We start from the raw sequence: 14034 nt of genomic DNA, 5'->3' as shown, positions 1-14034 counted from the left end.
GGTCCCGTTTCCGGGACCCGGCTTCCGGACGTAACCGTGTTGCTTACTTGGTCCAAACGCCCTGCACGACGTGCGCGGCCTGATCGGTCATCAACTGTCGCCGTCTTTTGGGTGGACGACCTCCGAGAGACGATCCATTAACGACCCCAGCCTTTCCGCCATGTCCGTGGGCATGGTCTCGACCCTTACGCCTGCAGCGACATGCTCACCCAGCGCATACAGACCTTCCCATAACCATTCGGCCGTTACCGGATCCATCGAAATGCGTATGGCCCCATCACTTCGCTCCACAAGCGTCCCGAATCTATCGCCAACCATGACCGAATCTTACCTCTGCGTGTTTCGCGTGATGAAAATTGGGATCTTTGCGAAGTCACCTTCCTCTCGCACACCTGGCATCCCAGCAACCCATCTAGCTTCCCCAGGCGGCGAGTTTCTCGGCGATAGCGGCTTGATCGGTGTGTAGAACTCAACCCCGCGCTTTCCGTCCGGCAGAGCGCCACGATATGCCTGAACCATAGGCCGATCTTGGAACGAGACCCGTGAGACTCTGCCCCACAGCTCCCCGCTTTTGACCATTTGATCGGCCACTTCGGGCTTCTGCGTAGGTGACTCCAACCGGTGGTAAGGCCCATAAAGTCGATCACCCTTGGCGCTCGCAATAAAGCTCTCGCCACAGTTGTGAACGAGCACGGGCATTTCACCAGCGACCACAAAGTACGTGTGGATGTCGGCGACGGTGAGATCCCGCATCTCCGCCGCGCCGTCCCAGACCTTGACGGAGAGAACCTCCGGCGGTGCCCGCGGGCCGACAGTGGCGAGCCGGTCTTCCGAGCCCAAGTCCTTGGCCTCGTTCCACACCTTCGCGGAGTCGTTCCAGAAGGGGTGGTTCTGGGTGGTGCTCAGGATGGCCGTGACCCCGGTCTTCGGGTCCAGGACCTTGACCTCGGCGAGCTCCTTGTCGAGGTTCTTGTGGGTGCCGACTACCTCCTTCGGCACCGTCTCGCCGGTCGCCGGATCGGTGGCGAGGACCTTGTCACCGACCTCGACATCCTTGATCGGCTTGGTCGTACCGTCCGCCATGACAACCGGCGTCTCCGGATCGAAGCTGTGCTTACAGCCACGCCCGACGATGTTCCTGGCCTCTTTTCCGAACCCGCTGGCGAATCCACTCGCTCGGCTGCCCGCACCGGCGCCGACGGCGCCGCGTACACCTGCGCCAGCGGCAGAGAAGACGCCCGCCGTCACCGCGCCCACGGCCCCGCCGATGATGGTGGTCTTCGCGAGGTCCCAACCGCGCTGACCGTCCATCCAGCCGGTGACCGCCGCTCCCACCGCACCGGCCAGTGCACCGCAGCCGACCGCGCCCACCCCGGTCCAGCCGATCGCGAGCCCACAGCCCACGCCGACAACCGTGCCGGCCACGGCACCGGCGATCTTGCTCTTGTTGCGGCAGTACCAACTTTCCTGGCACTTGTTGCGCTTTCGGATGTCGTCGAGGTGGTTGTCGTACCGCTTCTTCTGCTCGCCGGTCAGCTCGACGTTGGAGCTGACGCTGCCGTTGGGGTTGACGCAGGAGTAGGTGCCGGTTCCTCCACCACACTCCGGTCGCAGACCGGTGGGGTCGCTGAAGGAGACAGGGTTGTTGTTGGCGTACGCGTAACCCTGCATCTGCTGCGGGTCGGTCAGGTCCATCACCGGGTCGACGGAGATGAACCGGCCGATGACCGGGTCGTACTCCCGAGCGCCGATGTTCACCAGGCCCGTGGTGGAGTCCTGGTTGCCGTTGACGAAGCCCTTTTCGGACGGCCACTCCCCCAGGCCCGGCTGGGTGCCACGCGGCCCGCCGAACGGGGTCGAGCGCCGGTGGACCACGCCTCCGGCCTGGTCGACCGATGCCTGTCCGGTCCCGTTGTGATCCGCGGCGATGTACGACAAACCGTTTACCTTGCGGACGATGGTCCCGCCGCCGGGGAGCGGGTAGTAACGAGTGCCGTTGACGACCCTTGTCGTGTGATCGAGTCGCAGTTCCGTTCCGGGCAGGTACAGCGTGGTGGTGCCGGGCTCCTTACGGAGCATGCGTGAGCCGTCCACGTCGTAGACGAAGCTGGTGGTGACGCCCGCCTCGGTCACCGACGCGAGGTTGCCCTCCGCGTCCCAGGCCAGGGTTTGGTTGTCCGCCACCTCCGTACGCCGGGTGGTGTTGCCCGCGTCGTCGTACTCGTAGCTGTGGAGCCGGTCCCCGACGGAGGTCGTCTCCGTCATCCGGCTCAGGGTGTGCGGCTGCGGCTGACCCGGCTGCGGGTACTCGTAGGTCCGCTCGACCAGCGTCGAGCCGCCCGCCGGGTGCTGGGTCTCGGTCTTGCGGTTGCCGCCCGCGTCGAAGGTGTAGGAGTGGTGGTAGGGGGCGATCCCGCCGACACCGGTGGTCTGCGGCCCGCCGACGCAAGGCTCGGCCGCGGTGCTGGCCGACGTCCACGCCTCGGTCAGCCGACGCAGGTGGTCGTAGGTGAAGCACTGCGCGTCGCGGTTGCCGGTCGGGGTGTCCACGATCGACGTGACGTTGCCGGCCGGGTCGTAGCGGTAGCGGGCGTCGATGTCGACAACCGGGGCTCCGCTGCGGTCGAGCCGCTGCCGGGTCAACCGCTTGGAACCCTGTTCGCGCTCGTACGTCGACCAGACCCGGTTGGTCCCGAGCACTGCCTCGCTCTGGAGCACCTCGCCGGTTCCGGTGTAGTCGACCGCCGTCAGGTACGGCGCGTCGCCGGTCATCGCGACCGGGCGCTGCACGCCGTCGTAGGTGTAGGCGACGCTCTCGAACGGCAGACCACCGCCGTCGGACATGCCCATGACCTGGACGGTGCCGTCCCGGTTGTACTCCGCGCCGAAGGTGTAGATGCCGGCGAGTTCGGCTCCCGCCTGCTCCGGCACCTCGTAGAGGGTGGCGTGCGGGCGGTAGAACTCGTCGTAGCCGGTGGAGTAGGTGGTGTAGGCGGCTCCGTCGACGTAGCGCTTGGCGGCGAAGAGGGTGCCGACCAGTTCCTCGTCGTACTCCCACTGGCTCAACAGTTGCCCGCTGCCGGCCGACCCCTTGTAGGTTGCCTTCTTGCGGCCGATCGGGTCGTAGGTGTAGCTGATCGTCGCGTTCAGCGCGTTGGTCGAGCTGACCATCTGGCCCAGGTCGTCGTACGCGAACGTGGTGGTGCCGGCGTCCGGGTCGACGGAGCGAACCTTGCGGCCACGCTGGTCGTACTCGTACCCCCAGAGGTTGCCGGCCGGGTCCTTGACGGTCTTGAGCTGACCGGCCGGGGTGTAGGTGTACTCGGTCTTCTCGAAGTCCCCGGTTGGTGAGTCGCCCTTGTACTGGCGCAGCTCGGTGGTTTGTCCCAGGGCGTTGGTGATCGTGGTGCGCGGCGTTCCGCCCTCGGGCGGGTCGACGGAGGTCCAGTCACCGCCGTACGTCGTCGAGGTCCGCCACTTCTCCACCCCGGCGACCGCGAAGATCGTCTCGCGGACCCGGTCGGCGCCGTCGTAGACGTAGAGCGTCTGTCCGTCGACGTCGCCGTTGTCGACCGGAAGCACCTCGTCCGAGGGCACTCCGGCCGCCTGGTACGTGGCGTACGTCTTGGCGGTCTCGCCGGTTGGGGTGTAGAAGGTGTCCGAGACCAGGCGGGTGCCGTCGGGCCCCGGTGCCTGGATCTGCCTCGGCCGCAGCCACCCGTCGAAGAGCTGGTACTCGGCCTTGTAACTGAGATCGTTCTGCTGCGTCTCGGTCTTGACGGCCGTCGCCTTGTTGGCGGGGACGAGGTACGTGTACTTGATGCTCGGTTCGAGTCCGGGCACCCGGCTGGTGTCCGGCAGCCACACCTTGGTCAACCGGCCGAGCGGGTCGTACTCGGAGAGGGTCTTGAAGTCGTTCGGGTCGACCTGGCTGATCGGGCTGCCCCGTGCCGGTGCGAATTCGGTGACGGTCTCGTGTCCCAACGGATTGGTCTGCACCACCTTGGTGGTGAGGCCGTTGGTCTCGGTGTAGGCGGTCTTGGCGACCGAGCCCGCCGCGTCGGTCGTGGTCAGGGCGCGGCCGAAGGTGTCGAAGGTGGCCTCGGCTGCCCGGACGTAGGTCGGGGTGGTGCCGTCGTGACTCGCCAGTTGCTCGGTCCGGGTGGGGTTGCCCCTGGTGGGCGCGACGCCGAACGCCTTGCCGTCGTACCAGGTCCGGCTGTCGGTGAGCACCTGCGTCTTGCGGTTCGGGGTGGCGGAACACTTCACCGCCACCGTCTCGACCCGGGAGACCAGCGAGTAGAGGTACGCCGAGGAGCTGTCGGCGTACGTCGTACGGGTGCAGTCCTCGTCGCCGGTCTTCGAGACGTCGCCCTCGTCCTCGACCTGCGTGGTGCGTCCGAACGAGGTCTCGAAGACCGAGGAGGTCTTGGTCTCCCGCCAGGCGTTCGCGCCGGTGGAGGTGAGGCTGCGGGTCGAGGCGGTGTTGACGAAGTACGCCTTCTTGGTGCCCCAGCTGTGTGTTTCGGTGGCGGTGGTGTGGCGCCACGGCGTGCTGAGCGTCTTGCTGGTCTCGGTGGCGCCGTCGAAGGTCTTGCTTTCGTACTCGAAGCTGGAGAACTCCTCGTGGTCGGTGTGCACCGTGCCGGCCGAGTCGGTGACGGTGACGGTGCGGGTGCCGCCGTCCGGGTCCTTGTCGCCGTGCAGGCCCCGTAGGTAGCGATACTCGGTCTTGGTGGTCATCGTCTGACCGTCGCCGCCGGTTACCTGAACCCGCCCGTAGCCCCGCCAGTCGCTCCAGGTGAGGTACTCGTCGTCGCTGATTCCGTCCTTCTCCGCGTGCCGCCAGGCGGCGCCGTCGAGGTAGTCGTACCGGGTGACGGAGTCCGGGGAGTTGTTGGTCCGGTCGGTTTCGGTGACCTGGTGGACGACGTACTTGTGGAACCAGTCGGTGACCTTGGGGCCGCTGCCGAGGGGTTTCCACTTCACCGGGAAGCACCGGCGGGTGCTGTTGCCCTCGGTCGGTGTGTTTCCTGCCGCGCAGTCCCGGTCCTTGTAGGAGATGTCGATCTGGCCGGCGGTCTCGGTGTAGATCGTGGTCAGCCGGAACCTGATCAGCGGTGCGATGAAGTCGTCCGGACGGTCGATCCGGTTGGGCATCTGGAGACCGGCGAGTTCGACCGGCGGGGTGGCGGCGCTTCCGTTGACCAGACCGGTGTGGGTGATCTTGTGCAACCACAGGGTGCGGCTGCCGTCACCGTTGTCGGTCAACAGGTGGTCGAGCTTCCACCGGTCCACCGGGCTCCAACCGCTGGCACCCCGGATCTCGGTGGTGATCGTGGTGAGCCGCTTACGGGTCCAGAACGACGGAGCGACCTGGTCGATTTTGCACTTGGTGTTCGCCGCGCAGTTGCGGTCCCATGGCACGTCCGGCCAGTGCGACGCGGTGGAGTTGTTCAGGTCCTGGGGGTCGCAGTCGACGCCCGTCGTCGGCAGGCACCGTTCGGCGGTGTCGAACCGCACCCGGGCGGGCGCGTTGGTGTTGTACACCTGTCCGTCGCGCTGGCCGTAGTCGACGCGCTTGAGCCAACCCGCCCGGTGGTACTCGACCCCGTCGAGGTCGGCCCGGGCGCCACGGGCGTAGTGGTTGCTCTCCCGCTCGTAGAAGTAGGAGCTGACGTTACCGTGCCGGTCCTTGACGTAGTCGAGGCTCCATCGCCAGGCCTGCTTGCAGTGGGACTCGGCGAAGGTCTCCTTCTCGCAGGGCTCGTTGTCATCGTCGCCGAAGACCGGTACGGTCCACGCCGAGTCGGTCTCCTCCTTGTTCGACGACCAGCCCGGCAGGCGGTTCAGCCCGAACGTGTGCTCGGTGCCGTCGACCGTGGTGATCCGCCAGTGCTCGCCGTTGTCGTCGCCGTTCGTCGCACCGGTGAGCCATTCGACCTTCGAGCCGTCGTCGCTGCCGAGCCGCCAGGTGTTGCCTTCCTTGACCAGCTCGGTGGACTTGCCGTTGAGCATCACGGTGGCGTTCTCGTACGCCCAGCACAGGTCGCCGGAGAGTTCGTGGCCGTCCTCGGCACAGGGCTTGTAGCGCCGCTCGATGTACCCCGGCTCGTAGCTGAACCCCTCGCCGATCCACGAGCCCTGGTTGTTCGTGGTGGCCGTGCGACCGTCCACGGACTGCGAGGAGTAGGCGAGGCTGATGCCGGGACCGCCGCCGCTGGGCACCGGTGGCGTGGTCAGCGGGTACGACCACGAGTAGCCACCGGTGGAGGGGCTGACCGACCACTTCGCCGACGGGGCGAGCTTGGTCGCGCCGTAGTTTCCCTGTGAGCTGGCGTCGGCGGCGACCATGGCGTAAAGAGCGCCGGTGCTCGTGGCGGCCACGTCGGCGGAAAGGGTACGGCCCTCGCCGTTGTTGACCGTCGGCAGCGGCTGCGCCAGGCACCCGGCCGCGTGCGGCGTGGTCAGCGCGCACTCGGGGAGTTGAACCAGTCGCAGCCGGGCGCCGAAGTCACCGCCGAACATGCCGGCGACGCCCTCGTACCCGAGGCTGAGTCGTAACTGGCCGGCGCTGGGTTGACCATCGGTGCGGCCGACCCGGACCACCGGCCCGTCGACCGCCGCGGTCTGGGACGCCTTGCGGTCGAGCATCTCCACCTTGACCGTGCCCGGCGTCGAGGCAGCGACCGCCGACCGGTTGCCGGTGTCGGTTGAGGTCGGGGTGGACGGGGCGGACACGGCGACGGTGAGGCCGCCGGCCTTCCCGGTGGTGACCGCGTCGGACGATGCCGCGGCGGTCGAGCGGCCCGCGTCCGGCCTCGGAACGGCGAGTTCCGCCGATCCGGGTGCCGGCCAGACGACCGGGGCGGGCTTGGTGGCCGCCGCCGCGACGGCCGCGTTGGGCTTACGCGGCTCGACCGGCAGCGCGGGCCGCGCCGGCACAACCCGCGTGGGGTCGGTGACGGCGGGCCGGTTGCCGTCCTTGGGGGCGGCCGACGCGGGGGTGGTGGTCGCCTGGAGAAGGGTGACGCCCATCAGACCGGCCACCACCCAGGCACCGGGTCGTACGACTTGGCGATGGAACACGCTCGACACGGCCATGACTCGGGAGAACATCGGTTGCTCCAGGGGTCAGGGAGGGGCAAGGAGTTTGGGCAGGGGCCGTGGGGCCGCCGAGGATTCGGCGGCCCGACGACGGGGTGGTTCAGAGGCCCGGTTGTTCCTTGGTGGAGAGGTGGTTCAGAGGCTCGGTTGTTCCTTGGTGGAGAGGTTGATCCGCTGGATCAGCGTCTGGTCGGCGACTCCGTCGTAGATGCGGACGTCGTCGATCGCGCCGGAGAGGTTCTCCCGGTAGGCGTCATCGACGAAGGCTCGACCGAGTTGCAACCCACCGGTGGCCTGGAACGGGGTGATCAGGTCGATCGCGTCGATCACCTGGCCGTTGAGGTAGAGCAGGATCTCCCGGGTGTAGCCGTTGTAGACCACGGCCAGGTGATCGCCCTTACCGGTGGTCTTCGGTGCCACCCCGGTGTCGCGAACGGTCGGCTCGGTGGCCACCGCGTCGCCGTCCCGCACCGCCAGCTCCCACCGGCCCTCGGTGTTGCACCGGACGACCACCGCGCTGTTGTGCGTGCCCTTGAGCGACAGAGCCGTCATCGGAGCGCCGACACAACTGCTGTTCAGCCGGGCACGGGCGGCGATGGTGAAGCTTCCCGCCGTGTCGGCGTTGGCCGTGGTGCCGGCGTACGCGGTCGGCTGGCCGTTGAGTGCGAGGTGGCCGCCACCGAGCACCGCTGTCACCGGATGACGGAACAGGGACGTTCCGGTGCCGAGCGACAGGCCGATGCCGCCGGCGTACTCGGGGCTGACCCGGCCCGCTTCGGTGTTCAACTGCCAGTACGCGACCCGCCGGGGAGCGGTCTTGCGCAGCCCGGTGACCTCGGCGGACTGGATCAGTCGGTCGAAGACCGAGACGTCGGCCAACTCCCCGGCCCAGTGGTCGGTGTAGCCGCTCTTGGTGACCCGGCGGCCCAGTTGCAGCGAGCCCCGTGACTTGGTCACGGAGCCGCGCCTCGCGGTGACCGGGGCGGAGTCCCCGACCTGCAACGACATGGTCCGCTGGGTGCCGTCGTAGGACGCGGCCAGGTGCGTCCAGCCGGTGGTCGCACCGGGGACGGTCACCTTCCACTCGCCGAGGGAGACAACGTCGCTGACCGGGGTCCGGAACACCCACGAGCCGTTCTCGACGCCGAGGCTGAACCCGGTCTCACCCGTACCGTCCTGGCTGATCGCGACCTGCCGCCTGCTCGTGTCGGTGACCTTCACCCAGGCGGTCAGTGCGAAGCTCTGCGCGGTGTCGACCAGGACGTTGCCGGTGGTGGCGAGGTAGCCGTTCGGGGTGCCGTCGAGTCGGGCGGCCGTGTCGGAGGCGCCGCCGGGACCTGGCACCCCGAGCGTCACCCCGTCGCCGACCGTGGCGTCGTGCCCGCCGAACGCGTCGTCCACGCTGCGGTCACCCGCGACCTCGGAGAGCGACCACTGCGCGGTCGGCGGTCGCTTGCCCACCCGGAAGGTGCAGGAGGCGATGCTGCTGGACCGTCCGGCCCGGTCGACGGCCTGGACGTTGACCGATCGCGGTCCCTCCTTGTCCGGCAGCCACTGCACGGTGACCGGCCCGCCGGCGGTCGCCGGGCGTAGGACGTTGGTGGGTGACGGGTTGATGTTGAAGCCGTACCGGTACTCGACCACGTCGGTGGCGGCAGAGTCGAAGGTGAAGCTGCTGTAGACGCCGATGGAGCCACGCCACTCGTCGTCGGTCAGGCACTGGTGCGCCTCGGGGGTGCCGTTGTCCGCCGCGTCCAGCGGCAGGAACTGTGCCGAGTCGACGTCGGGAGCGCTGGGGCTGGTGCGGTCGTACACGAACTCGCACGGGTTGCGGGTGCCGTCGGAACTCCATGGGCCCCAGGTGGTGTTGTCGCTGGCCCGTACCTCCCAGGAGATCACGACGTTCTGGGGTATGTCGGTGGGGACGGTGTAGTCGAACCGTGAGCCGCTGGACTTGAGTCCGGTCGTGTAGCTGCGGGTTTGCAGGGTCCCCCCGGTCGGTGTCCAGGTGACCCGGAACTCACCCTTGATCGGCTCGGCGTGGGCGGATGAGTGGTCCGGGTCGCGGAGCACCGCGGAGAGCCGGGGCGGGGTGTCGACGTACGGCGGGGTGCCGGAGACGCAGAGGCCGCCCGGGGACTGGCTCAGGTCGGCCTGGTTCGGGATCAGCGGGGCGCGGTTGTAGTGGACCGACAGCAGGGCGTTGTCGCAGAAGCGCTTGCTGTGCTGGAAGTTGGTCTCGTTGGTGGCCTTCAGCCCCAGGGTTACCGAGCTCCACTTGTTGGTGGCGGCGAGTTGCACCGCCTCCTTGGCGTTCCAGGCCGCGTTCTGGTTGTTCGAGGTGCAACTCGACTGGACGCTGCTCGGAGATCTGGTCTCCAGCAGGTTCGCGCCGGAGTCCCAGTTGGTTCCGCCCGGTTGGTTGCCCCAGTTCGTCGACGCGCTGATGCCCTTCGGCATGAGGTAGAGCGACGCGGCGCGGGCGGTGGAGTTCCAGGCGTGCTGCATGGTGACCCGGAATTCCGCGCTGAGAATCGTTTTACCCGAGTACGGGGTGGAGATCGTGTAGAACAGCCGCTTGACCTTGGAGCTGTTGCAGGATTCCGGGCAGAGGCCGACCCGCTCGTGCCGCTTGCCGTCGAACTTCCAGTACTCCTCGCTCGGGTAGCCGCTGTCCACCATGGCCCAGGAGCTCTTGCTGGTGGACTGCCAGACCGGGTCGAGGTAGACGGGCCAGGTGGTGTTCGGGTCGGCGAGCATGGCGGCGTCCGGCGTGAGCGTGAGCGTCCCGTTGCCGAGACTGAGGTCGATCGGCGCCACCGTCGCGCTGTCGGACGGCCCCCAGGTGGGGTCGCGGTCGTCGGCGGGCTCGGCGCCGGCGGCCCTGGCGTCCTGCGGTTCGCCGCTGTCCCACATCAGCGGGGCGTCCGCCTCGAAGACCGGGTTGCTGGTGGCCGGGTCGAGCGCGGAGACGCCGCCGTCCTCGGTCTCCTGGATGGTGAGGCCGGTGGCTGAGACACCGAGCTCCAACTCCTGCAACTCCGGCAGATTCGCGGCTTCGGGGGTCTTCAGGACGATGACGTGCGAGAAGCCCTCGATCGTCGCGTTGACCACCAGGTCGACGTCCGGGAAGACCTCCGGGTAGATGGCCTGGTCGCCGTTGAGCACCGGCGTCGGCAAGGGATAGGGCCACTGTAGGGCCATGCTCCGGTCGTCACGGTCCATCGCGGCCAACGCGCTGGTACCGCCGCCGGAGAACCGTACGTCGATCAGCGCGGCGGTCGGAGCGATGGTGCCGTCGGTCCGAGGTACCAGGGTCGCGTCGGCCGGTGCCCAGGTGTCGCCCTGGAGGACCCGTACCGGTCGGGCGTGGTCGTTGGCCACCAGGGTGCCGTCCGGCTGGGCGAAGACGTCACGGTACTCGCTGCGGTACGCCAGCACCTCCACCGGCTGGTTCAGCGACGCCGCCGCCACCAACGCCTCCGCTTCGGTCTCCCGGACCGGCGCCTCCTCGACCACGGCTACCTGGGCGGCGGCCGGCGCCGGCCGCTCCGCCGACACGTACGCCATGGTGGACACGAGGCCGGCGAGTCCGACCACGAGGCCGAGTGTGAAGAGCCGGCCCCTCCTCCGTACGTCAACAGTCACTGTGCGCTCCTCCCCCGTCGAGCTGCGCATCGTCATCTTCTTCATCAGGTGATCGCCGCGCCGAGCGCGACCGCGTCGGCGGGAAGACCGCCCACGCCGGGTCGCCACTGCGCGACCGGTGCGGTGTTGCCGGCAGCCAGGTCGGACCAGGCCAGTGCGTGGACGGAGTCGTCCCCGTACGGGCTGGCCAGGTAGAGGTGCTGCTTTGTCGCGCCGAGGGCCAGACCGAACAGTTCCTGCTCGGTCGCACCACCCGGCAGGCTGTTCGCGCCACGACGGAGCAGGACGGAACTGGTGATCGGGTTGGCGGCGGCGCCGAAGACGTACACCGTGCCGGCGTCGGTCGTACCGTCGAGGTCCTGGCCGGGTGCCGCGACGGCGACCAGCAGTGTCGCCGGGGTGGCGACCTCACCGGGCGCGGTGTTGACGACGACCACCCGCTCGCCGAAGTAGTCGCCGTCCTCGGCGACGCCGGGCAGCCCTTCCAAGCCCTGCTGGACCCCGTTGACGCCGTTGGCCGCGGTCGGGGTCAGGTGGTAGCGGTGGACCTTGCCCGCGTCGGCCTGCCCTCCGGCGTGGTCACCCGGTGCGCCGACCACCATGAACGAGTCGGGTTGCCCGGCCGGCGCGCCGGTGGGCCGGTAGCTGGCCATCGACACCGACTTGCCGAACTGGGCGTTGGGCGAGCCCACGCCGCCGGTCTGGTCCTTGACCCACTTCGGGCGACCGGAGACCAGCTCGTGGGTGTAGATGGTGACCGCGCCGGCGAACACCGCCCCGTTCGCGGTTGTCTCGCCGGGGTGACCGGCCGCCAGGTGGTTCGTGGACCCGGTGACCGAGTAGCCGAACCGGTCGTCGGTCTCGTTGCTGTCGGTGGAGCCGGTCACCGCCTGGTCGAGGACGACGTTGACGGTGCCGCGCAGGTAGTGGACCAGACCGGCGTCCACGGCGGTGCCGAGGTCCTCACCGGGCACGCCGATCAGCAGGTACGGCTCCCCGCTGGCGGTACGACCACCGGCGATCGAGTAGCCGAACCAGTCCTCCGCCTCGAGCGCGTCGGGGGTGGCCCCCACGTCCTGGTGGTAGTTCAGCGATGCGGGACCCGCGGCCAGCCCGGTCGGGGTGCCCAGCAGCACGTACACCACGCCGACGTCGGCCAGGCCGTTGAGGTCCTCGTAGGGCACACCGACCGCGAGATCCGTGCAGCCGTCGTTGTTCGCGTCGTAACTGGAGATCGACGTACCGAAGCCGTCACCCGCCTCGGCCCCACCGGAGACCTGGGAGTTGTTCTCGTGCAGGGTCTGCACGGTGCCGGTGCCGCCGTAGCTGACGTGGACCCGACCGGCCCGGGCCTGCCCGTCGACCGTGGCCTCCGGATCGGCGATGGCGACGTCGGAGACCCCGTCGCCGTTGAAGTCGCTGTCCGTGCCGGCCGTGCAGCCGGCGACCGGGGGCGCGGTGACGTACACGACCATCTCGCAGAAGGACGACCAGATGTCACTGCCGGCGACGCCGTCGGCCGCCTTGACCCGCCATCGGTACGTCCCGCCGTCGACAAAGGCCCCCGCCGGTACGGTCACCGCGGCGGTGGCCCCCGACGCGACACCGGTGAGGGTGGTGGTGCCGATCGGCGCGCTCGCGCTCAGCGCCCACCACTCGAAGCTCACCGACATGGCGGTGGCGTCGCCGTCGGAGACGGTGGCCCGCAACTGCGGGGTGAGCGAGTTGACCAGGGGACGGCCGGCGCCGGTCGTACAGGTGGATGCCGGCACGGTGGCGCGGGCGGTGACGGTCGGCCACGAGTTGTAGGTGATGGACGCCTTCGGGTCCTCCGCCGCGCTGCCACCCTCGCGGGACCGGAACTGCTTGAAGCCGGTCCTGGAGGTCTCGTCGGTGGCCCGGATGCCCATGCCCGCCCGGGTCTTGCTCTCGTCGGCGGCCCGTTGGAAGAAGCTCTTGCCGTTGATCGTCGCCCAGCCGTCCGCACAGTCGGTCGACCCGTACGTGGCCGTCGAGGTCGCCTCCTTGTGGTTCCAGGCCGGTTGGCTGCCGAACCGGGTGCTGTACGTGGAGGTGCCGGTCGACCAGATCTCCCAGGAGGTCGCGGTGCAGGTGTCCGACCAGAAGTTCCACAGCGACACCGTCGCCGCGGTGATCTGCTTGCCGACCAGCACCGTGGTGTCCCAGGTGATGAACGACCTGGCCAGGGTCATCGGCGTGGTCGCCAGCAGACCGATCTGCAGGTCCGGCTCCTGGTTCTGGTCGGTGTTCACCTGCTCCCGCACGTAGGTGTCGAACGTCGTGGTCAACGGGTTGACCGTCGGGTCGATCGTCACCGGGAAGACGGTGGAGTCGCTGCGGAGCCAGGCGGGATCGGGAAGCAGGGTCAGCTCCACGCCGTCGGCCCGGTTCACCAGTTCCGTCCGTACCGGCTCGCGGGTCTGCGGCTCACCGATGACGGTCCTCTTCGCGTCCCACATCAGGGGCGCCGGGATCCGGGCGGTCTCCCGACCGGCCCGGTCGGTCAGGGTGACCGCACCGTCCGGTTCGCGCTCGGCCGTCGCGACCCCCGGTCCGGTGAACGGGAAGCGCACCTTCTCCACCTGCGCGACCGCGTCGCGCTGCTTGACCACCAGGAACTGCTCGAAGCCGGAGCGGGTCGCCTCCACCACGAGGTCCACTCCGGGCAGTGCCTCGACGTAGGTGGCCCGGTGGCCGTCGAGCTTCGGGGTGGGCAGGGCGCCGGCCCAGCCCATCGCGACCCGCTGGTCACCGACGCCGACCGCGGCGAGTTCGTGGTCGCCCGCGCCGCGTGCCCCGGAGATCCGGAGCCCGTTGGGGTGTGCCACCGGCTCGACCGCACCGTCGGCCGCGGTCCGCAGCGTCAGGTCGACCGAGACCCAGTCCGCACCGCGCCGGAATCGCTGCACACCCGCGGCGATGTCGACCCGGACCTGCCCGTCGGGCAGTGCCCAGACCTCCGTCGTCTCCGACGTGAGGCTCTTGACCTGCACCGACTTGCCGGTCTCGCGCGCCTTGCGCAACGAGACCGCCTCGTCGGAGCGGTTTTCCACGCCGCCGGTCACACCGTCCGGACCAGCGGCGAGATAGGTGACCGGCTCGCCCGTCACGGCGAGTGTCCCCACCACCGTGAGCGCGGCCATGCCGGCGATCAGACCTGTACGGACAATGGCAGCCCAGGATTCAGCCACGCGCCCCTCCCCCGTGTCGCTACGTGACGTCGATCAAACCCTATGGATTCTGTACGCAGGGCACAAG

At 68.9% G+C, this 14034-nt stretch carries 3 protein-coding genes; all 3 read right to left on the bottom strand.

Annotation, left to right across the window (positions count from 1 at the left end; genetic code table 11):
• Window positions 1–327: 327 nt before the first annotated feature.
• Window positions 328–7119, bottom strand: coding sequence for an RHS repeat-associated core domain-containing protein (locus tag ACI2K4_RS01270; protein WP_404507838.1), 6792 nt, complete (start codon window positions 7117–7119; stop codon window positions 328–330).
• Window positions 7120–7242: 123 nt separating this feature from the next.
• On the bottom strand, window positions 7243–10707 hold the full coding sequence (locus ACI2K4_RS01265; RefSeq protein WP_404509145.1) for a LamG-like jellyroll fold domain-containing protein: 3465 nt from the start codon (window positions 10705–10707) through the stop codon (window positions 7243–7245).
• Between the two features lie 92 nt (window positions 10708–10799).
• On the bottom strand, window positions 10800–13919 hold the full coding sequence (locus ACI2K4_RS01260) for a DNRLRE domain-containing protein (protein ID WP_404509144.1): 3120 nt from the start codon (window positions 13917–13919) through the stop codon (window positions 10800–10802).
• Window positions 13920–14034 lie beyond the last annotated feature (115 nt).

It is taken from the genome of Micromonospora sp. NPDC050397 (assembly GCF_044901685.1).
In the GTDB taxonomy this organism is placed as follows: domain Bacteria; phylum Actinomycetota; class Actinomycetes; order Mycobacteriales; family Micromonosporaceae; genus Micromonospora_G.
The sequence above is the reverse complement of the archived record's forward strand: the minus strand, read 5'-3'. Positions and strand labels throughout refer to the sequence as shown.